Origin of the sequence: Streptomyces sp. NPDC018693, assembly GCF_044391385.1 — a bacterium.
Taxonomy (GTDB): domain Bacteria; phylum Actinomycetota; class Actinomycetes; order Streptomycetales; family Streptomycetaceae; genus Streptomyces.
In genome coordinates, this window is sequence record NZ_JBIRZZ010000006.1 from 242077 (window position 1) to 261615 (window position 19539).

20 protein-coding genes are annotated in these 19539 nt (G+C 71.0%); 13 read left to right on the plus strand and 7 right to left on the minus strand.

Going from position 1 to position 19539, the window contains the following annotated elements:
• Positions 1-49 precede the first annotated feature (49 nt).
• From ACH5AC_RS18530 to ACH5AC_RS18545, 4 genes are all read right to left on the minus strand, one after another.
• Positions 50-1432 carry a ferric reductase-like transmembrane domain-containing protein gene (locus tag ACH5AC_RS18530; RefSeq protein ID WP_398862951.1) on the minus strand — a complete coding sequence of 461 codons (1383 nt, stop codon included), beginning with the start codon at positions 1430-1432 and terminating at the stop codon, positions 50-52.
• Between the two features lie 143 nt (positions 1433-1575).
• Complete coding sequence (locus tag ACH5AC_RS18535; RefSeq protein ID WP_398862952.1) at positions 1576-2280, minus strand: L,D-transpeptidase; 705 nt, start codon at positions 2278-2280, stop codon at positions 1576-1578.
• Between the two features lie 3 nt (positions 2281-2283).
• On the minus strand, positions 2284-2871 hold the full coding sequence (locus tag ACH5AC_RS18540) for a pyridoxamine 5'-phosphate oxidase family protein (protein ID WP_398862953.1): 588 nt from the start codon (positions 2869-2871) through the stop codon (positions 2284-2286).
• A gap of 139 nt (positions 2872-3010) precedes the next feature.
• Positions 3011-3877, minus strand: coding sequence for a hypothetical protein (locus ACH5AC_RS18545; protein WP_398862954.1), 867 nt, complete (start codon positions 3875-3877; stop codon positions 3011-3013).
• Between the two features lie 193 nt (positions 3878-4070).
• Here ACH5AC_RS18545 and ACH5AC_RS18550 point away from each other — a divergent pair, with 193 nt between their 5' ends.
• The 5 genes from ACH5AC_RS18550 (at position 4071) to ACH5AC_RS18570 (ending at position 10086) form a co-directional block, all read left to right on the plus strand.
• A complete protein-coding gene (locus tag ACH5AC_RS18550) occupies positions 4071-5264 on the plus strand; it encodes an argininosuccinate synthase (protein ID WP_398862955.1) in 1194 nt (397 codons plus the stop codon).
• A gap of 59 nt (positions 5265-5323) precedes the next feature.
• Positions 5324-6757, plus strand: coding sequence for an argininosuccinate lyase (gene argH / locus ACH5AC_RS18555; protein ID WP_398862956.1), 1434 nt, complete (start codon positions 5324-5326; stop codon positions 6755-6757).
• A gap of 197 nt (positions 6758-6954) precedes the next feature.
• Positions 6955-7926: an aldo/keto reductase gene (locus ACH5AC_RS18560; protein ID WP_398862958.1), complete on the plus strand. Its 972-nt coding sequence runs from the start codon at positions 6955-6957 to the stop codon at positions 7924-7926.
• Positions 7927-8014: 88 nt separating this feature from the next.
• The gene (locus tag ACH5AC_RS18565; RefSeq protein ID WP_398862959.1) at positions 8015-8566 is read left to right on the plus strand and encodes a TetR/AcrR family transcriptional regulator; all 552 of its coding nucleotides are present in this window, start codon (positions 8015-8017) and stop codon (positions 8564-8566) included.
• A complete protein-coding gene (locus ACH5AC_RS18570) occupies positions 8563-10086 on the plus strand; it encodes an MFS transporter (RefSeq protein ID WP_398862960.1) in 1524 nt (507 codons plus the stop codon). The genes ACH5AC_RS18565 and ACH5AC_RS18570 overlap by 4 nt, the downstream gene beginning before the upstream one ends.
• Before the next feature lie 70 nt (positions 10087-10156).
• Here the strand turns inward: ACH5AC_RS18570 and ACH5AC_RS18575 are convergent, their stop codons facing one another.
• Positions 10157-10828: a lysophospholipid acyltransferase family protein gene (locus ACH5AC_RS18575; RefSeq protein WP_398863136.1), complete on the minus strand. Its 672-nt coding sequence runs from the start codon at positions 10826-10828 to the stop codon at positions 10157-10159.
• A 278-nt stretch (positions 10829-11106) separates the two neighbouring features.
• Here ACH5AC_RS18575 and ACH5AC_RS18580 point away from each other — a divergent pair, with 278 nt between their 5' ends.
• The 3 genes from ACH5AC_RS18580 (at position 11107) to ACH5AC_RS18590 (ending at position 13437) form a co-directional block, all read left to right on the plus strand.
• Complete coding sequence (locus ACH5AC_RS18580) at positions 11107-12270, plus strand: glycerophosphodiester phosphodiesterase (protein WP_398862961.1); 1164 nt, start codon at positions 11107-11109, stop codon at positions 12268-12270.
• A gap of 69 nt (positions 12271-12339) precedes the next feature.
• Positions 12340-12894, plus strand: coding sequence for an RNA polymerase sigma factor (locus ACH5AC_RS18585; RefSeq protein WP_398862962.1), 555 nt, complete (start codon positions 12340-12342; stop codon positions 12892-12894).
• 45 nt (positions 12895-12939) lie between these two features.
• On the plus strand, positions 12940-13437 hold the full coding sequence (locus tag ACH5AC_RS18590) for a GNAT family N-acetyltransferase (protein ID WP_398863137.1): 498 nt from the start codon (positions 12940-12942) through the stop codon (positions 13435-13437).
• 93 nt (positions 13438-13530) lie between these two features.
• On the opposite strand, the gene ACH5AC_RS18595 is transcribed toward ACH5AC_RS18590, so the two are convergent.
• Together ACH5AC_RS18595 and ACH5AC_RS18600 are read right to left on the minus strand one after the other, a co-directional pair.
• On the minus strand, positions 13531-13971 hold the full coding sequence (locus tag ACH5AC_RS18595; protein WP_398862964.1) for a hypothetical protein: 441 nt from the start codon (positions 13969-13971) through the stop codon (positions 13531-13533).
• Entirely contained in the window at positions 13952-14311 is a 360-nt protein-coding gene (locus ACH5AC_RS18600) for a hypothetical protein (protein WP_398862965.1), read from the minus strand. Before ACH5AC_RS18600 ends, ACH5AC_RS18595 begins: the two co-directional genes overlap by 20 nt.
• A 383-nt stretch (positions 14312-14694) precedes the next feature.
• Between ACH5AC_RS18600 and ACH5AC_RS18605 the strand changes: the two genes are divergently transcribed.
• The 5 genes from ACH5AC_RS18605 to cbiE all read left to right on the plus strand — a co-directional run bounded on the left by ACH5AC_RS18605 (position 14695) and on the right by cbiE (position 19436).
• The gene (locus ACH5AC_RS18605; protein WP_398862966.1) at positions 14695-15732 is read left to right on the plus strand and encodes a methionine ABC transporter ATP-binding protein; all 1038 of its coding nucleotides are present in this window, start codon (positions 14695-14697) and stop codon (positions 15730-15732) included.
• Positions 15729-16454, plus strand: a complete 726-nt coding sequence (locus ACH5AC_RS18610) for a methionine ABC transporter permease (protein WP_398862967.1) — start codon at positions 15729-15731, stop codon at positions 16452-16454. The genes ACH5AC_RS18605 and ACH5AC_RS18610 overlap by 4 nt, the downstream gene beginning before the upstream one ends.
• Before the next feature lie 71 nt (positions 16455-16525).
• Complete coding sequence (locus ACH5AC_RS18615) at positions 16526-17356, plus strand: MetQ/NlpA family ABC transporter substrate-binding protein (protein WP_398862968.1); 831 nt, start codon at positions 16526-16528, stop codon at positions 17354-17356.
• 132 nt (positions 17357-17488) lie between these two features.
• Complete coding sequence (locus ACH5AC_RS18620; protein WP_398862971.1) at positions 17489-18127, plus strand: GNAT family N-acetyltransferase; 639 nt, start codon at positions 17489-17491, stop codon at positions 18125-18127.
• Between the two features lie 103 nt (positions 18128-18230).
• Positions 18231-19436, plus strand: a complete 1206-nt coding sequence (gene cbiE, locus ACH5AC_RS18625; RefSeq protein WP_398862972.1) for a precorrin-6y C5,15-methyltransferase (decarboxylating) subunit CbiE — start codon at positions 18231-18233, stop codon at positions 19434-19436.
• Positions 19437-19539 lie beyond the last annotated feature (103 nt).

The following is a 19539-nucleotide window of genomic DNA, read 5'->3' on the forward strand; positions in this document are numbered from 1 at the left end:
CAAGCTCCTGATTCAACGAGTTAGGCAAGGTCCCGTGGACGGACTCCGCTCACATCTCGAACGACTCGTGGTGGATACGGCGGGCCGGCACCCCGGCGCCGCGCAGGGCCTCGTACACCGAGCGGGCGAACCCCGTCGGGCCGCACATGAAGACGTCGTGGTGGTCGATGTCCGGGATCTTCCGCCGCAGGGACTCGGCGGAGATGTCCGGCCGCTCCCCGTCGGGGCTGTTCACCGCGTACATCAGCCGGGCCCCGCGCTCGTCGGCGATCTTCGCCAGTTCGTCCCACAGGGCCAGGTCCTGGGTGCTGTTGGCCCGGTACAGCAGCGTGATGTCACCGGCCGCGCCCGGCAGCGTCTCGAACAGCGCCCGCATCGGGGTGATACCGACCCCGCCGGCCACCAGCAGCACCTTGCCCCGGCTGCGCCGGGCGGCCGTCAGGGCACCGTACGGGCCCTCGGCCCACACCGGCGTCCCCGGCTTCAGACCGCGCAGCGCCATGCTGTGGTCACCGATCGCCTTGACCGTGATCCGCAGCAGATCGGGGCGCGGGGCCGCCGACAGCGAGTACGGGTGGGAGCTGAAGCGCATCCCCGGCGCCATGAACCGCCACCGGAAGAACTGCCCGGCCTCCGCGCCGATCCGGTGCAGCCTGCGCCCGCCGATCAGCACGGACACGATGCCCGGCGTCTCCTCGATGACCGCCTCGACCCGCATCCGGTGCCGCAGGTTCAGCCGGATCGGGGTGAGGATCCGGTACCAGACCACCAGCGCGGTGACCGTGCCGTACAGCGCGTACCAGGCGGTCTTCGCGGCCGGCTCGACGACGAAGTCGGTGCCGGTGGTGAGCTGGTGCCAGAACGTCAGGAACACCGCCGCGTACGTCAGCAGATGGATGTGGTACCAGGTGTCGTACGGCAGCCGGCGCCGCACCCCGCCGATCGACAGCAGCCCGATGACGAACAGCAGGCCCGTGCCGATGGCGGCCTTGCCCATGTCCGGCAGCTGGTTGACGGAGTCGACCGTCTGCCCGACGATGCCGCCGAGCGACTTGCCGGCCTGCCGCGCGGACCCCCACATGGTGAGGAACACATGGGCCACCACCAGGCAGAGCGTGTACCGGCCGGTCATCGCGTGCCAGCGCGCCACCCGGTCGGAGCCCACCCGCCGCTCCAGCGCGGGCACCCGGGCCATCTGCAGCACGACCAGCGCCATCAGATACCCGGCGAGCAGACCGGTGATCCGCCCGGCGTTGAGTATCCGGCCGGTGTCGTCGGCGACGGCCGGCGTGTTGGCCCACCACAGCCACAGCACGCCCGCCGCGCCCGCCCATACGGCGACGAGCAGCGGGACGGCGGGGGAGCGGCGCGGGCGGATGCGACGCATCGTCTGGCGGCGGGCGGCACGTCCGCCTGCGATCGTGCTGGTCACGGTTCCTCCGTGGGGAATTGACCCTTGGCCCACAGATACGCGCCACGACGGCCGAATGTTCAGCGCCCCGGGCGGGGCCCTACGACGGGAGTCCTACGGCGGTGGTCCTCGGGCGCGGGCCCCGCGCCGGCCTCGGCGCCGGGTCAGTACCGGGCGAGCGCGGTGCGGCCGCTCGCCGTCCCGATCGCGATGTGGGGTCTGCGCGCGGGGTCCGCCCAGCGCAGGAGGCGCCGCATCGCGTCGGCCGGCACGGACACGCAACCAGCCGTTGGCCCACGCCCGTTGACATGCAGGAAGATCCCGGCGCCGCGCCCGCGCACCGGCCGGTCGTAGTTGAAGCCGATGACCATCGCGTGCGCATACTGCGTCCCGTACGAGACCAGGTGCTCGGAGTGCGCGGCCCGGCAGTCGGCGGCGCGCGGCTCGGTCCAGCGGTTGTAGGAGCGCGAGCCGTTGTCCTGGCACCACCAGGAGTTCCGGCGCACGGGACGGTACGGGTACACCGTCCCGCGTGGCGCCGCCTTGATGCCGAAGGCGTACGGCAGGTCGTACAGCCCGGTCGGGGTCGTGTCGGTGCCCTGCCGGCGCGCGCCGCCCTCCACGAGCCCCTTCGCCCCGAAGCGGGCGGGTGCCGAACCGGCCGCCACCCACCGCCCGCCGGTGAGGTCCCACCAGGTCACCGTGCCCGACGTCGAACCGGCGCGGGGCGCCTGAGCGGTGATCAGCTGGGTGCCGCCGCCGGTGTCCCGCATCCGCGTCGGCAGCGGAGGCGGGCCGTCGCCGCCGGGCGCGGCACCGAGCAGGAGAGCGGACGTGGACGCGAGGGCGACGACGACACCGGGGCGCATGCCTCAGACGCTAGACGGCGGCAGCGGCAACGGCAGCCCGGGTAGTCCGTCCAGGCTGGTCGCGATGTGCTCCTTCTTGGTGAAGTAGGCGTCGAGCGAGGCGTCGTCCTCCCGGGCGAAGCGCTTCTCGTGCAGGTCGCGGTCGGCGTCGTACGTCATGAAGGGGACCGCGTATCCGCAGGTGTCCCGGACGAGTTCGGCGCGCACGACGATGATCGCGCGCAGGCCGTGCGGGGTGGGGTCGATGTCCGGGAAGCGGCTGAGCAGTTCCTTGAACCGGGAGTCGTCGCGGAAGACCGGCTCACCGCGCCCGTGCACCCGCACGATGTTCGGCGGCCCCTGGAAGGCGCACCACATCAGGGTGATCCGGCCGTTCTCACGCAGGTGCGCGACGGTCTCCGCGTTGGAGCCGGCGAAGTCGAGGTAGGCGACGGTGTGCTCGTCCAGGACGGCGAAGGAACCCTTGAGGCCCTTGGGGGAGAGGTTGACCGTGCCGTCGCCGGACAGGGGCGCGGTCGCGGTGAAGAAGAGGGGCTGGGACTCGATGAAGGTGCGGAGTCGGCCGTCGATGCGGTCGTAGGTCTTTCCCATGTCTAACGATTATCGGGAAAGATGCTTTGGCTGTCTAAGGGATTGACTGTCCAAGGAATTGTCCGATTCCCCGCGCGACCCGCGTACGGCAGTGGCCGCCCCGGACGGCGTTCGCCCGGGACGGCCACGCGCCGTCATGTCACTTGTTCAGGGTGCAGGCGGCCAGGGCGTCGAGGCCCTGCGGTCGGGCGGCCGTGCGTCCGATGGCCGTGGCGATGCGGTTGACGGTCGCGACGCGCTTGTCCTTGAGGGGGCCGAGGATGGCGTTCTGGACGAAGTTGGGTCCGCCCTGTCCGACGGTGTTGACCAGGCGGGTGTTGGCTTCCTGGATCTGGGTCTGGAGGAGGGTGAGGTTGCGGTTGACCTCGGCCTGCGCGGAGGCCGGGACCGCGGGCAGCCGCGAGGCCACGTCCGGGCAGGTGATGGTGCCCACGGCGGCGTTCCCCGCGTTGTTGCCGGCGTTACCTGCGTTGCCGCTGTTCCCTGCGTTGCCGGCGTTCCCGTTGTTGCCCGCGTTCCCCGCGTTGCCCCCGCCCTGGTTCGGCGCGGCCGCCCCGCCCCCGGCGTTCAGGGTGCAGGCGGCCAGGGCGTCGAGGCCCTGCGGTCGGGCGGCCGTGCGGCCGATGGCCGTGGCGATGCGGTTGACGGTCGCGACGCGCTTGTCCTTGAGGGGGCCGAGGATGGCGTTCTGGACGAAGTTGGGTCCGCCCTGTCCGACGGTGTTGACCAGGCGGGTGTTGGCTTCCTGGATCTGGGTCTGGAGGAGGGTGAGGTTGCGGTTGACCTCGGCCTGCGCGGAGGCCGGGACCGCGGGCAGCCGCGAGGCCACGTCCGGGCAGGTGATCGTCCCCGGGGACGCGAGCGTCCGGGCGGCGCCGTTGCTGCTCTTGGACGTCTCCCCGGCGAGGGCGGAACCGGCGATCACGGCGCCGGAGAGCACCACGGCGGTGGCGCCGCCGATGACCGCCACACGGCGCTTGTTGTACTTCGGAAGAGCCCTGGACATGCGGATGCCTCACTACGGGTCGGAGGTGTCGTCGGTCGAAACGCGGCGCCTGCGTTCGGCGAGAGGTACGCGCAAGCGGTTTCCCGCGTTCAATCCGGCCCGGATCTTCTCCCGGAACTTCTTTGGATTGACGAATCATGCAGACCTCTGCATACTCATGCAGGACAGGGAATGCAGTGTGAGGGAGAAACCCGTGACCGAGCGCGTCGTACTCGCCTACTCGGGCGGTCTGGACACCTCCGTCGCCATCGGCTGGATCGCCGAGGAGACGGGCGCCGAGGTCATCGCGGTCGCGGTGGACGTCGGCCAGGGCGGCGAGGACCTGGACGTCATCCGCAAGCGCGCCCTCGCCTGCGGCGCCGTCGAGGCCGAGGTGGCCGACGCCAGGGACGAGTTCGCCGAGGAGTACTGCCTCCCCGCGATCAAGGCCAACGCCCTCTACATGGACCGCTACCCCCTGGTCTCCGCGCTCTCCCGGCCGACCATCGTCAAGCACCTCGTCGCCGCCGCGCAGAAGCACGGCGCCACCACCGTCGCCCACGGCTGCACCGGCAAGGGCAACGACCAGGTCCGTTTCGAGGCCGGCATCGTCGCCCTCGCCCCCGACCTGAAGTGCATCGCCCCGGTCCGCGACTACGCGATGACCCGCGACAAGGCCATCGCGTTCTGCGAGGACAAGGGCCTGCCGATCGCGACCAGCAAGAAGTCCCCGTACTCCATCGACCAGAACGTCTTCGGCCGGGCCGTCGAGACCGGCTTCCTGGAGGACATCTGGAACGCCCCGATCGAGGACGTCTACGAGTACACCCAGAACCCGGCCACCCCGCGCGACCCCGACGAGGTGATCATCACCTTCCAGGCAGGCGTCCCGGTCGCCGTCGACGGCCGGTCCGTCACCGTCCTCCAGGCCGTCCAGCAGCTCAACGAACGCGCCGGCGCCCAGGGCATCGGCCGGATCGACATGGTCGAGGACCGCCTCGTCGGCATCAAGTCCCGCGAGGTGTACGAGGCACCGGGCGCCATCGCGCTCATCACCGCCCACCAGGAGCTGGAGAACGTCACCGTCGAGCGCGAACTCGCCCGCTACAAGCGCCAGGTCGAGCAGCGCTGGGGCGAACTGGTCTACGACGGCCAGTGGTTCTCTCCGCTCAGGCGCGCCCTGGACGGCTTCATCGACGAGGCCAACCAGTACGTCACCGGCGACATCCGGATGACCCTGCACGGCGGCCGCGCGGTCGTCACCGGCCGGCGCTCCGAGCAGTCCCTGTACGACTTCAACCTCGCGACCTACGACACCGGCGACACGTTCGACCAGGCCGCGGCCAAGGGCTTCATCGACATCTACGGCCTGTCGTCGAAGATCGCCGCGAAGCGGGACCTGGCCTGAGCGGCCTGAGTACCGTTGGCACGGTTGGCACACCCACACCCTCTCTAGGAGCAGCGCAAGTGAGCAGCAACAGCGGTGACGTACGGCTCTGGGGCGGCCGTTTCGCCGACGGTCCCGCCGAGGCCCTGGCCAAGCTGTCCGCGTCCGTCCACTTCGACTGGCGGCTCGCCCCGTACGACATCGCCGGTTCCCGTGCGCACGCGCGCGTGCTGCACAAGGCGGGCCTGCTCACGCAGGACGAGCTGACCCGGATGATCGCCGGCCTCGACCAGCTCGAAGCCGACGTGGCCGACGGCTCCTTCGTCGGCACCATCGCCGACGAGGACGTCCACACGGCTCTGGAGCGCGGCCTCCTGGAGCGCCTCGGCCCCGACCTCGGCGGCAAGCTGCGCGCCGGCCGCTCCCGCAACGACCAGGTCGCCACCCTCTTCCGCATGTACCTGCGCGACCACGCCCGGATCATCGGCGGTCTGATCGCCGACCTCCAGGACGCGCTGATCGGTCTGGCCGAGGCCCACCCGGACGTGGCGATGCCCGGCCGCACGCACCTCCAGCACGCCCAGCCGGTGCTCTTCGCCCACCACGTCCTCGCCCACGTCCAGTCCCTGTCCCGGGACGCCGAGAGGCTGCGCCAGTGGGACACCCGCACGGCGGTCTCGCCGTACGGCTCGGGCGCGCTGGCCGGAAGCAGCCTCGGCCTGGACCCGGAGGCGGTGGCGAAGGACCTCGGCTTCGAGCACGGCAGCGCGGGCAACTCCATCGACGGCACGGCGTCCCGCGACTTCGTCGCCGAGTTCGCCTTCATCACCGCGATGATCGGCGTGAACCTCTCCCGGATCGCCGAGGAGGTCATCATCTGGAACACGAAGGAGTTCTCCTTCGTGACCCTGCACGACGCGTTCTCGACGGGCTCGTCGATCATGCCGCAGAAGAAGAACCCGGACATCGCGGAGCTGGCCCGCGGCAAGAGCGGTCGCCTGATCGGCAACCTCACCGGGCTCATGGCCACCCTCAAGGCCCTCCCGCTCGCCTACAACCGCGACCTCCAGGAGGACAAGGAGCCCGTCTTCGACTCCTGCGACCAGCTGGAGATCCTGCTGCCCGCCTTCACCGGCATGATGGCCACCCTCACCGTCCACCGCGAGCGCATGGAGGAACTGGCCCCGGCCGGCTTCTCCCTCGCCACCGACATCGCCGAGTGGCTCGTCAAGCAGGGAGTCCCCTTCCGGGTCGCCCACGAGGTCGCGGGCGAGTGCGTCAAGGTCGCCGAGGCAGAGGGCAAGGAACTGGACGACCTGACCGACGAACAGTTCGCGAAGATCTCCCCCCACCTCACCCCCGAAGTGCGCTCCGTGCTGAACGTCCCGGGCGCCCTGGCCTCCCGCAACGGCAGGGGCGGCACGGCCCCGAGCGCGGTAGCGATTCAGCTGGCCGAGGTGAAGGCGGACGTGGCGGCCCAGCACGCATGGGCTACAGCCAAGGAGAAGCGTTAAGGGCAGCGCCCCTGGGGGCGCGGGGCTGTATCCGGTGTGCGGCTCCGCCGCGCGGGTGCGACAAGCCATGGCGAAAGCCGCACGCGCCGACGCGCAGAACCACCCGAGCTCCGAGGCGCCCTGCTCCCTCAGCGGAGCGTCATCGCGGGTTACGTTGGTCGATAGCCGTACCGGAGCCGACCGAAACGGAGCCCGCGATGCCCTTCGCCCGCCTCGCCCAGGCCACCACCCCCACCTGCCACATCGGCTTCGGCCTCGCCGCAGTCGGCCGCCCCGGCTACATCAACCTCGGCCGTGAGTCCGACCTCCCGGAGGACCGTACGGTCGAAGCCCTGAGGCACCGCACACACGAACTCCTCGACGCCGCCTACGCACAGGGCGTCCGCTACTTCGACGCCGCCCGCTCCTACGGCCGCTCGGAGGAGTTCCTCGCCGCCTGGCTGGACGCCAACCCCGGCGTGAACGACGTGGTCATCGGCAGCAAATGGGGCTACACCTACACCGCCGACTGGTCCGCACAGGCCGAGCGGCACGAGGTCAAGGACCACAGCACGACCGCCTACGACCGGCAGCGCGCCGAGACCGATGCCCTGCTCGGCGACCGCCTCGATCTCTACCAGATCCACTCCGTGACCCCCGATAGCCCGGCGCTCACGGACAAGGAACTCCACGCGAGGCTCGCCGAGGCCGCCCGCGGTGGCCTCACCGTCGGCTTCTCCACCAGCGGCCCCGACCAGGCCGCCGCCATCCGTGCCGCGCTCGCCGTGACGGTCGACGGCGAGCCCCTCTTCCGTACCGTCCAGTCGACGTACAACGCCCTGGAGACCTCGGCCGCCCCCGCGCTCGCCGAGGCCCACGACGCCGGCCTCACGGTGATCGTCAAGGAGGGCCTGGCCAACGGCCGACTCGCGGAGCCGTACGCACCGGACGCGCTCAAGGAGGTGGCCCGGGAGGCAGAACTGGGCTGCGACGCCGTCGCCCTCGCTCTGGTCCTGCGACAGCCCTGGGTCGGCGTCGTCCTCTCCGGCGCCGCCACGGTGACCCAGCTCGCCTCCAACCTGCACGCGCCCGCCGTCGACCTCGACGAGGACCAGCTGTCCCGGCTGGCCGCACTGGTGGAGGAGCCGGCCGCGTACTGGGAGCGGCGCGGGCAGCTGCCCTGGCACTGATAAGGACCCGGACCCGCATACCCAGCCGCCATGAGTCACACATGCCCACTGTGAGACATAGATGTCTCACATGGGTTATGGTTGTCTCATGGCCGTCGATCGTGACCACGTACTGCGCAGTGCCGCAGCCCTGCTGACCCGCAGATCCACCGCGACCATGGACGAGGTCGCCAAGGCCGCCGGGATCAGCCGCGCCACCCTGCACCGGCACTTCGCCGGCCGAGACGCGCTCGTACGGGCGCTGGAGTCGCTCGGCATCGCCGAGTGCGAGGCCGCCGTGGACGCGGCCCGCCTGGACGACGGCCCCGCGGCCGACGCCGTACGCCGCCTCGTCCGCGAGCTGGAGCCCGCCGCCGGACTGCTCGCCTTCCTCTACAGCGAGAACCAGCTGTTCGAGGGCGAGCAGCTGAACGAGGGCTGGTCCCGGCTGGACGACCGGATCTCCGCCCTGTTCCGGCGCGGCCAGCTCAGCGGCGAGTTCCGCATCGACCTGACCCCGGTCTGGCTCACCGAAGCGCTCTTCGGCCTGCTCGCCTCCGGCGCCTGGGTCGTGCAGAGCGGCAAGGGCGCCCCGAAGGACTTCCACCACATGACCACCGAGCTACTGCTCGGCGGCGCACTGCGAAGAGAGGAATCATGACCAGCACCCTGCGGCCGGCGACGACGACCGAGGCGGTGAAGCGCCCGGGCCGCTGGCTGGCGCTCTCCGTCCTCGTCCTCGCCGTGCTGCTGGTGGCCGTGGACGCCACTGTCCTCGGCCTCGCGACCCCCTACATCAGCGAGGACCTGAAGCCCTCCGGCACCCAGCTCCTCTGGATCGGCGACGTCTACTCCTTCGTCATCGCCGGACTCCTCGTCTCCATGGGCAGCCTCGGCGACCGCATCGGCCGCAAGCGGATCCTGCTGATCGGCGCCACCGCGTTCGGCGCGATATCCGTCCTGAACGCCTACGCCGCCACGCCCGAGCTGATGATCGCCGCCCGAGCCCTGCTCGGCGTCGCGGGCGCGACCCTGATGCCCGCCACCCTCGCCCTGATCCGCAACCTCTTCCACGACCCGCGCGAACGCAGCCTGGCCGTCGGCATCTGGGGCGCAACGGCCTCCGCCGGCACCGCGGTCGGCCCGATCGTCGGCGGGTTCCTGCTGGAGCACTTCTGGTGGGGCTCGGTCTTCCTCATCAACCTGCCCGTGATGGCGGTCCTGGTCCTCGTCGGCATCAGGATGCTGCCGGAGTCCCGCAACCCGAACGCCGGCCCCTGGGACCTGCTGAGCGTCGTACTGTCGCTGCTCGGCATGGTCGGCGTCGTCTACGCCGTCAAGGAGACCGCGTCGCACGGCGTCGGCTGGGAGCCGCTGGCCGTGGGCCTGCTGGGCGCCGCCGCGCTCCACGGCTTCGTACGCCGCCAGTTGACCCTGCCGGCCCCGCTCCTGGACATGCGCCTGTTCCGCAGCCGCGGCTTCAGCGGCGCCGTCCTGGCCGACCTGCTGACCGTCCTCGGCCTGTCCGGCCTGGTGTTCTTCCTCTCCCAGTACCTGCAACTCGTCCAGGGCCGACGCCCGTTGGAGGCGGGCCTGGCCGAACTCCCGGCAGCGGTCGGCGCGGTGGCGGCGGGCCTGGTCGCCGGTCGCGCGGCCCGCCGCTTCTCGGTCCGCGCGGTGGTCTCCGGCGGCCTCGCGGCGGTCGGCCTGGCCCTGGCCGCCCTCACCACGATCCACGCCTCCACCGGCTACCCGTTGCTCGGCGCCGCCCTCCTGGTCGTCGGCATCGGCGCCGGCTTCTCCTTCACGGTGACGGCCGACGTCATCCTGTCCTCCGTACCGAAGGAACAGGCGGGCGCCGCCTCCGCGGTCTCGGAAACGGCGTACGAACTCGGCGCCGCCCTCGGCATCGCGGCCCTCGGCTCGATCGTGACGGGCGTCTACCGGGGCTTCCCGTCACCAGCCGGCACACCGGCCGCCGCCCACGAGTCCCTGGGCGGCGCGGTGGAAACGGCGAGAACACTGCCGACGGACACGGCCCAGGCGCTGCTGTCGTCGGCACGCGAGTCCTTCGTGGACGGGCTCACGATCGCGGCGGGTGCAGGGGCGGCGGTCCTGCTGGCCGCAGCGGTGGCAGCGTGGTTCCTGCTGAAGAACCAGCACCTGGAAAACGCGGGCTGAGGGCCGCACCCCAAGGGGCGCGCGGAACGGCGCGACCAGCCCCCACGGCGCCGCACCCGGCAACGAACCCCTAAGCCGCCTTGGCCTTGGTCGCATACATGTCCACATACTCCTGCCCGGACAACCGCATGACCTCAGCCATCACCGAGTCCGTCACCGCCCGCAACACATAACGATCCCGGTCCATCCCCTCGTACCGGGAGAACTCCATCGCCTCACCGAACCGCACCGTGACCCGCCCCGGCCGGGGAATACCCCGCCCTCCCGGCTGCAACTTGTCCGTACCGATCATCGCGAAGGGAACCACCGGCGCCCCGGTCATCAGCGTCAGCCGCGCGATGCCGGTGCGCCCCCGGTACAGCCGTCCGTCGGGCGACCGCGTGCCCTCGGGGTAGATGCCGAACATCCTGCCCTCCTCCAGCACCCGGCGCCCCGTCATCAGCGCCGCCACACCGCCGCTCGCACCGTCCCGGTCCACCGGGATCATGCCGACGCCGGTGAAGAACCAGGCCATCAGCCGGCCCTTGAGGCCCTTGCCGGTGACGTACTCGTCCTTGCCGATGAAGAACACCTGCCGCTTCGTCACCAGCGGCAGCACGATCGAGTCGATGAACGTGAGGTGGTTGCCGGCCAGGATGACCGGTCCGTCGCCCGGGATGTGCTCCACGCCCTCGACCCGGGGGCGGAACATCAGGCGCATGACCGGTCCGAGCACTGCCTTGATGAGCGCGAAGCGGGACAACGGGCCCTCCGATGCCAAGGGATAGCGGTATGAGTCTGTGCAGGTGAGGACGATACTCGCGGTCCCGGGGGTGGCGCACATCGGGTCCATGGGGCTTCACCGATGCCTTACGAACAATTGACGTGGCCTTGCCCCGGGCGTCGTCGGGGAAACACCGCGTCACATGGCTGGAACGACACCCACCATCACCCGTGTGTTCGACCCGGCGCTTCCCTTACGTCATGTCCACGCCCCTACGATCGGCCCGCACCGACCCAGAGTCGGCGGCAGGAGGCCCCATGGGAACGCAGGAGTCGAACGAGCAGGTACCCACGACCGGACGGCGGGCCCTGCTGGGCGCCGCCGTGCTCGGCGGGGCCGGAGCGGTCCTCGGACTCTCCGGCACGGCGAGAGCCGGCGAGGCCCGGCACGGCGGCGGGCTGAAGAGCCTGCCGGTACCGACGATCATCGGCCACCGCGGCGCCAGCGGCTACCGCCCCGAACACACCTTCGGCGCCTATGAACTCGCCCTCGACATGGGCGCCGACATCGTCGAGGCCGGCGACCTGGTGCCGACCAGGGACGGTCACATCGTCTGCCGCCACGAGCCCGAGATCGGCGGCACGACGGACGTCGCGGACCATCCCGAGTTCGCCGACCGCAGGACCACCAAGACGCTCGACGGGGAGACCGTCACCGGCTGGTTCACCGAGGACTTCACGCTCGCCGAGCTGAAGACGCTGCGCGCGACCGAGCGCATTCCCGCCAACCGCCCGAACAACACCCTCTACAACGGCCGCTGGGAGATCCCCACCTTCGAGGAGGTCCTCACGTGGCAGGACGAGCAGACCCGTAAGCGCGGCAAGCAGGTCTGGATCTACCCGGAGACCAAGCACCCCACCTACTTCCGCAAGCTGGGCCTCGGCCTGGAGGAGCGGGTCGCCCAGCTGCTGCGCAGGCACGGCAAGCACAAGAAGAACGCGCCGGTCGTCCTGCAGTCGTTCGAGCCGAGCAGCATCCGGCGTCTCAGCAAGCTGGTCGACACCCCGCGCGTCGTCCTGCTGTGGACGGCGGACAGCCGCCCTTGGGACTTCGAGGAGAACGGCGACCCGCGCACCGTCGCCGACCTGATCACCCCCAAGGGCCTGAAGGAGATCGCCTCCTATGCGCACGGCATCGGCCCGACCCTGGACCTGATCATCCCGAAGGACGCGCACGGCAACCTCACCCGGCCGACCACCCTGGTCGAGGACGCCCACGCGGCGGGCCTGATCCTGCACCCGTACACGTTGCGCAACGAGAACCCCTTCCTGCCCGCCGACTTCCGCAAGGGCACCGGCCCGGACGCCTACGGCGACGTCTTCGGCGCGTACCGCGCCTACTTCGCCACGGGCATCGACGGCGTCTTCACCGACCAGCCCGACACGGGCGTGCTGGCCCGCGAGGACTACGTCAACGCCTGACGTCCCCGTTGGAGTGACGCCGGGCCGCCCCGGGCAACCCACGCCCGGGGCGGCCGCGTCGTGCCCCACGTGACCACCCCTCCCCACAGGGGGGCGAACCCGTCCCCCGACCACGCCCTGCTGGCCGCCCTCGCCCCGCTGCTCGCCGCCGAGGCCGGCGCCGAGGCACACGCCACCGGCACCGAACCCGGCGATCTGGAACAGGCCGTCTGGCTCCGCTTCCTGGAACGCCTCGCCGGCGACGACGGGCCGCCGCACGACCTCCCCGGCTGGCTGCGCCGCACGGTCCGCGCCGAGTCCCGCCGCACCCGCCGTACGGCCCGCCGCGAATGTCCGTACGACATGTACGACACCGATCCCGCCGACGACCGCGGGCGCGACCCCGAACACCTGGCCGTCAGCGCCGCCCGCCGCCGCGCCCTGCGTGAGGCGGTGCGCCGGCTGCCCGGCCGCTGCCCGCGTCTGCTGGAGGCGCTGCTGTCGCCGAGGGACCTGACCTACCGGGAGATCGCGGGGGAGTTGGGTATCTCACAGGGCTCTCTGGGGCCGGAACGTTCCAGATGTCTGGGATGTCTGCGTCGTTTGCTCGCACCGGAGGTTGCGGCCGGCGGAGCGCGGGGATAGGAGTGAGGTACGACAGGTGATCAGGTGAGCGGGAGGCATGCGCACATGGGCATGAGCGTGACCATCTCGGCGGCGACCGACCGGGATGCGGAGCAGATCTTCAGGCTGCAGTACCTGTGTTTCCAGAGCGAGGCCGCGCTGTACGGCAACTACCGCATCGACCCGCTCGTCCAGAGCCTGGACTCGGTCCGCCAGGAACTCGCCGCGGACTGCGTCTTCGTGGCCCGCCTGGGCGACGAGGTGGTCGGCTCGGTCCGCGGCCACGTCACCGAGGACGGCGCGGCCGCCATCGGCAAGCTCTGCGTCCACCCCCGCCTCCAGGGCCACGGCATCGGCGCCAGGCTGCTGCGCGCGGCCGAGGCCGCGCTGGTTGAGGAACGCGGCGCCAAGAAGTTCCGCCTCCACACCGGCCACCGCAGCGAGGGCAACCTCCGCCTCTACCGCCGGGTCGGCTACGAGACGGTGGGCAGGGCCGAGGGCACCGACGGCGTCCCGATGATCGTCCTGGAGAAGGAAGCGGGAACTTACGCAGCGACGGCGTGAGGTCCGGCCCGGAAGGGGCGCGGGGCTGCGTCACTGTGCGGCTCCGCCGCGTGGGCGCGATCAACCACAACGGCGCAGCACCCGCACACGTCCTCAACCGCCCTGTCGGGTCCGCGCCTTCCGCAACCAGTGCAAGGCCGAGAACGGCAACAGCACGGGAATGAACAGATACCCCATCCCATAGTCCGACCACACGGTCGCGTCCGGAAACGCTGACGGTTCCACCAACGTCCAGGTGCCGACCGTCAGCACCCCCACCAGCTCGGCCGCGCAGCACACCCGCGCCGCCCTGCGGGCCGTCTCGCCGCCCCGCACCAACGTGTACGTGATGAACCCGTAGACGACACCCGCCACCGCCGACAGCGCATAGGCCAGCGGCGCCCGGTCGAACTCCGTCGCGATCTGGTACGCCGACCGCGACACCGCTCCCACGACCATCACGCCGTACAGCCACACCAGAAGCAGCCCCGGCCCGCTGATGAGCCGCGCCGGCCTCTGCCCCGTCGCCGCCACCTCAGCCTCCCCAGATGTCATAGAGCCGCACCTCCAGCACGGCCAGCACCACCCCGGACGCGGCCACGGTCACCGACCCCCACCGCGTCCGCTCGGCCAGCGACATGAACCCGGCCGCCGGCACGCACGCGAACGCGCCCAGCAGATACGCCACGAAGATCGTCGTGCCCTGCCCCGGCTTCTCGCCCCGCGCCAGCAGCACGATCCCGACCGCCAGCTGAACCAGTGCCAGCACCGAGACCACGGCCATCCCGATGAAGTGCCAGTCCTTCGTCGGCTGGTCACGGTAGGCCGCCCAGCCGCACCACGCGGCGAGCAGCAGCGCGGCGACACCGGTCACCAGCGTCACGGCATTGAACATGCAGCGACCTTATTACGGGGGCAACGGCACCTCCCGCCCGGGATGACCCCCGTGGCGTCGGCCACAATCTGTCCAGGGCCGTCCAGTATGCGGACACTCGGGCCGGATCAGCACCGTACGTCTGCTTTACTGATCGCATGACCACGACGAGCCACCGCATCTCTGCGACCGAGGCGACCATGACGCCCGGTGCTCGTTGTCTGTGTCGAATGTGCGCCTTCTAGAGGGCCCCTGCACCACTCCCTGAGTCTCGCGCCCCGAAGCGAGCCGTCGTGGCATGTCCGTACGCCGCTTGCCGTACGTGACCAAGCCGCCCCGCGCACACACTTCCCCCGTACCCGGGCACACCCACGCCCGCGCACTCGACAGTGACGGAAACCCCAGTGATCACCACCACGGCCTTGACCAAGGTCTACCGCACACGCGGCCGCGAGATCACCGCCCTCGACGGCGTCGATCTGCACGTCCGCGAAGGCGAGGTCTACGGCGTCATCGGCCAGTCCGGCGCCGGCAAGTCCTCGCTGATCCGCTGCGTCAACCTCCTGGAGCGCCCCACCTCCGGCACGGTCACCGTCGCCGGACAGGACCTCACCGCCCTCGCCGGGCGCGGCCCCCGGGCCGGCAAGGAGCTGCGGCGGGCGCGCAGCCGTATCGGCATGGTCTTCCAGCACTTCAACCTGCTGTCCTCGCGGACCGTGCAGGACAACGTCGAACTGCCGCTGGAGATCCGCGGCAGGTCAGTGAAGGAACGTTCCGCCAAGGCGCTGGAACTCCTCGACCTGGTCGGCCTCGCCGACAAGGCCAGGGCGTATCCCGCCCAGCTCTCCGGCGGCCAGAAGCAGCGCGTCGGCATCGCCCGCGCCCTCGCCGGCGACCCCAAGGTGCTCCTCTCCGACGAGGCGACCAGCGCCCTCGACCCCGAGACCACCCGCTCGATCCTCCGGCTGCTGCGCGATCTGAACCGGCAGCTGGGCCTGACCGTCCTGCTCATCACCCACGAGATGGACGTCGTGAAGTCGATCTGCGACTCCGCCGCCCTCATGGAGAACGGCCGTGTCGTCGAGTCCGGCACGGTCAGCGAACTGCTCGCCACCCCCGGCTCCCAGCTGGCCTCCGCCCTGTTCCCGGTCGGCGGCGAGACCACCGGCGCCGACCGCACCGTCGTGGACGTCACCTTCCACGGCGAGGCCGCCACCCAGCCGGTCATCTCCCAGCTCTCCCGCACCTACAACATCGACATATCGATCCTCGGCGCCGCCATCGACACGGTCGGCGGCCTCCAGATCGGCCGCATGCGCATCGAACTGCCCGGCCGCTACGAGGACAACGTGGTGCCCATCGGCTTCCTGCGCGAACAGGGCCTCCAGATCGACGTCCTGGGCCAGGAGCCCACCCCGCTGAAGGAAGGTGCCCGACGGTGACCTGGTCCGAGACGCAGCCCCTGCTGGAACAGGCGTGTTGGGACACCCTCCACATGGTCGGCTGGTCCACGCTCATCGCGGTCGTCGGCGGTCTCCCGCTCGGCATCCTGCTGGTCCTCACCGACCGGGACGGACTCCTTCAGAACGTCGTCGCCAACAAGGTGATCGGGCAGGTCGTGAACATCGTCCGCTCCATGCCCTTCATCATCCTGATGGTCGCGCTGATGTCCTTCACCCGCTGGGTCACCGGCACCACCATCGGCCGCGAGGCCGCGATCGTGCCGCTTGCCGTCGGCGCCATCCCGTTCTTCGCCCGCCTCGTCGAGACGGCTGTCCGCGAAGTGGACGGCGGGCTGGTCGAGGCCGTGCAGTCGATGGGCGGCAACACCTGGACGGTCGTACGGAAGGTCCTCGTCCCCGAGTCCCTCCCGTCCCTCATCGCCGGCACCACGACCACGGTCGTCGCCCTCATCGGCTACTCCGCGATGGCCGGCACCGTCGGCGCCGGCGGCCTCGGCGACATCGCCATCCGCTACGGCTACCAGCGCTTCGAGACCGAACTGATGTGGATCACCGTCGCGGTGCTCGCCGTCGTCATCTCCGTCATCCAGTTCGCCGGCGACTACGCGGCCCGCTCCCTGCACCGCCGCGGCGGCCGCTCCGGCCCCGCCCCCCGGCTCCGGCTGCTCAAGGCCGCCACAGCCACCGGCAAGACCGGCTGACCCCCGAACACCCACAGAACTCCCGTCCACCCATGACGGGGTAGCACCACCCCACAGGAAAGGCACTTTTCGTGCGTAACACCGCCAAGATCACCACTGCCGTCCTCGCCGCCGGAGCCCTCACCCTCGGGCTCACCGCCTGCGGCTCGGGCTCCGACTCCCAGGCCGCCGACGACACCCTCACCGTCGCCGCCACCCCCACCCCGCAGGGCGAGATCCTCACCTACGTCAAGGACAACCTCGCGGCGAAGGCCGGCCTCAAGCTGGAGGTCAAGGAGTTCACCGACTACGTCACGCCCAACACCGCGGTCCAGCAGGGCGAGGTCGACGCCAACTACTTCCAGCACCAGCCCTACCTCGACGACTTCAACCAGAAGAACGGCACCGAGGTCGTGGCCGTGCCCGGCGCGACCGTGCACCTGGAGCCGCTCGGCCTCTACTCCCGGAGCGTCAAGAAGCTCACGGACCTGAAGAAGGGCGCCACCGTCGCCCTGCCGAACGACACCACCAACGAGGCCCGTGCACTGAAGCTCCTGGAGGCCGGCGGCCTCATCGAGCTGAAGGACGGCGTCGGCTACGACGCGACCCCGAAGGACGTCACCGCCAACCCCAAGGGCCTGAAGTTCAAGGAGCTGGAGGCGGCGCTGCTGCCGCGCTCCCTCGGCGACGTCGACGCCGCGGTGATCAACGGCAACTACGCCCTGGAGGCCGACCTCAGCCCGGCGAAGGACGCCCTCGCCGCCGAGTCCCCCAAGGACAACCCGTACGGCAACTTCCTCGCCGTGAAGAAGGGCCACGAGAACGACCAGGCCGTGCAGCGGCTCGCCGAGCTCCTCACCTCGCCCGAGGTGAGGAAGTTCATCGAGGACAAGTACGACGGCGCCGTGGTCGCGGCCTTCTGACCCCCTGTCACCCCGCTCGGGGTCCACTCGTTCACAACGGGCGGACCCCGCAGTGCGGTTCGGTGCTTTCATGCTGCATGCTGGGCAGTTCAGCAGGCCCTGAAGGCTCTTTCGAAGGTTACGGAGCGGCGCATGACTAGCACCTTCCCCACCATCTCCATCAGCACGGAGCGGTTGGTGCTGCGTCCCCTCGACGAGGACGACGTGCCCGCACTGGCCGAGATGATGAACGACGAGCAGGTCGGGGCCTGGACGGACGTCCCCCAGCCGTTCACCGAGGACGCCGCCCGCACCTGGATCACCGAGTACGCGCCCACCGAACGCACCGCCGGCCGCGGCCTCGACCTGGCCGTCACCGAGTTCCTGACCCAGCGTCTGGTGGGAGTCGTCCAGCTCGGCAGAACCAACTGGCACGTCCGGTCCACCGAGTTGTCGTACATCGTCGCCCCCTGGGCCCGCGGCGAGGGCTACGCCTCCGAAGCCGCCCTCGCCACCGCCCAGTGGCTGTTCACCGACCAGAAGCTCGAACGGATCGAGCTGCGCACCGCCGCCGACAACACCGCCTCCCAGCAGGTCGCCCAGAAGATCGGCTGCATCAGCGAGGGCGTCCTGCGCAACGCCTGCATAGCGCGCGCCCGCACCGAGGACGGCGGCTGGACCGAGGTGCGCACCGACTACATCGTGTGGAGCCTGCTCCCGGAGGACCTGGAGGGCGCGGCCGAGCAGCTCACCGAGAGCGGCGGCTACGCCTCGTACACCGACTGGAACTGACCCCCCGGTCGGGCCCGCTCTGCCGAGCCCCGCACACCCGGCCGGGGTACCCTCACGGAGCCCGCCCGACGACCCTGCGCGACATCCCTGGAGACTGACGACGATGGCCGACCGCGTCACGGTGATCGGCTGGGACGGCTCACCGCTGACCGCTGCGGCACGCTCCGCGCTGGGCGCCGCCACCCTTGTGGCCGGCGCCGCCCACCACCTGTCGCTGCCCGAGGTGCCCGCCGGCGCCGAACGCATCCGGCTGGGCAGCGTCGCCCTCGCCGCCCGACGGATCGCCGCCCACCGCGGCAGCCCGGTGGTGCTCGCCGACGGCGACCCCGGCTTCTTCGGCGTCGTACGGACCCTGCGCGCACCCGAGTTCGGCCTGGAGGTGGAGGTCGTCCCGGCCGTGTCCTCCGTGGCCGCCGCGTTCGCCCGCGCCGGGATGCCCTGGGACGACGCCCAAGTGGTCGTCGCGCACCGCCGCACCCTGCGACGCGCGGTCAATGTGTGCCGCGCCCACACCAAGGTGGCGGTCCTCACCTCCCCGGGCGCCGGACCCGCCGAACTCGGTCTCCTCCTGGAAGGCGTCCACCGCACCTTCGTCGTCTGTGAGGAACTCGGCACCGCGCGCGAACAGGTCAGCGTCGTCACCTCCGACAACGCCGCCGACCACACCTGGCGCGACCCGAACGTCGTCATCGTCATCGGCGGCGGCGTGAGCGCGGGGGAGGGCTGGATCGCCGGCCGTGACCCGGCTGCCGGGCCGCGCGGCTGGACCCTGCCCGACGAGACCTACGGCGGCGGACTCGGCGAGGGGGAGACCGAACTGCTGCGCGCCGCCCAACTCGCCCGCCTCGGGCCGCGCGTCGGCGACCTCGTCTGGGACATCGGCTGCGGCAGCGGCGCCTTCGCCACCGAGGCGGCCCGGGCCGGCGCGGCCGTGCTCGCCGTGGACCGCGACCGGGCCGCCTGCGCCCGGACCGACGCGACCGCCCGCCGCTTCGGCGTCCAGCTCCAGATCGTCCAGGGCACCGCCCCGCACGTCCTGGAGAGCCTGCCCGAACCGGACGTCGTCCGGGTCGGCGGTGGCGGAGCGGCCGTGGTCTCGGCTGCCGCCGACCGCCGCCCGCGACGCATCGTCACCCACGCCAAGTCACGCGACGCCGCCGAACACGTCGGCCGCGATCTGGCCGAGCACGGCTACCGCGTGGAGTGCGCGCTCCTGCAGTCCGTCGAACTCGACACCCGGGCCTGGACGGAGACCGAGCGGAGCGTCGCGTTCCTGCTCAGCGGGGTTCTCCCGGATCGCGCCCCGTGATCCTGTTGTCGTACCGCGCGCGGTAGGCTGGCCGATCGTCGTACCGCTTTCGGGCACCCGGCACCTCGTCGGTCAATGTCCGGAAAACGCATCTGTTTTGGGG

What these genes read in the sequence shown, in the direction of transcription:
- ACH5AC_RS18535 (WP_398862952.1), bottom strand. Translation starts at nt 2,280, where the DNA reads ATGCGCCCCGGTGTCGTCGTCGCCCTCGCGTCCACGTCCGCTCTCCTG.
- ACH5AC_RS18570 (WP_398862960.1), top strand. Translation starts at nt 8,563, where the DNA reads ATGACCAGCACCCTGCGGCCGGCGACGACGACCGAGGCGGTGAAGCGC.
- ACH5AC_RS18545 (WP_398862954.1), bottom strand. Translation starts at nt 3,877, where the DNA reads ATGTCCAGGGCTCTTCCGAAGTACAACAAGCGCCGTGTGGCGGTCATC.
- ACH5AC_RS18590 (WP_398863137.1), top strand. Translation starts at nt 12,940, where the DNA reads ATGGGCATGAGCGTGACCATCTCGGCGGCGACCGACCGGGATGCGGAG.
- ACH5AC_RS18595 (WP_398862964.1), bottom strand. Translation starts at nt 13,971, where the DNA reads ATGACATCTGGGGAGGCTGAGGTGGCGGCGACGGGGCAGAGGCCGGCG.
- ACH5AC_RS18600 (WP_398862965.1), bottom strand. Translation starts at nt 14,311, where the DNA reads ATGTTCAATGCCGTGACGCTGGTGACCGGTGTCGCCGCGCTGCTGCTC.
- ACH5AC_RS18580 (WP_398862961.1), top strand. Translation starts at nt 11,107, where the DNA reads ATGGGAACGCAGGAGTCGAACGAGCAGGTACCCACGACCGGACGGCGG.
- cbiE (WP_398862972.1), top strand. Translation starts at nt 18,231, where the DNA reads ATGGCCGACCGCGTCACGGTGATCGGCTGGGACGGCTCACCGCTGACC.
- ACH5AC_RS18560 (WP_398862958.1), top strand. Translation starts at nt 6,955, where the DNA reads ATGCCCTTCGCCCGCCTCGCCCAGGCCACCACCCCCACCTGCCACATC.
- ACH5AC_RS18540 (WP_398862953.1), bottom strand. Translation starts at nt 2,871, where the DNA reads ATGGGAAAGACCTACGACCGCATCGACGGCCGACTCCGCACCTTCATC.
- ACH5AC_RS18620 (WP_398862971.1), top strand. Translation starts at nt 17,489, where the DNA reads ATGACTAGCACCTTCCCCACCATCTCCATCAGCACGGAGCGGTTGGTG.
- ACH5AC_RS18565 (WP_398862959.1), top strand. Translation starts at nt 8,015, where the DNA reads ATGGCCGTCGATCGTGACCACGTACTGCGCAGTGCCGCAGCCCTGCTG.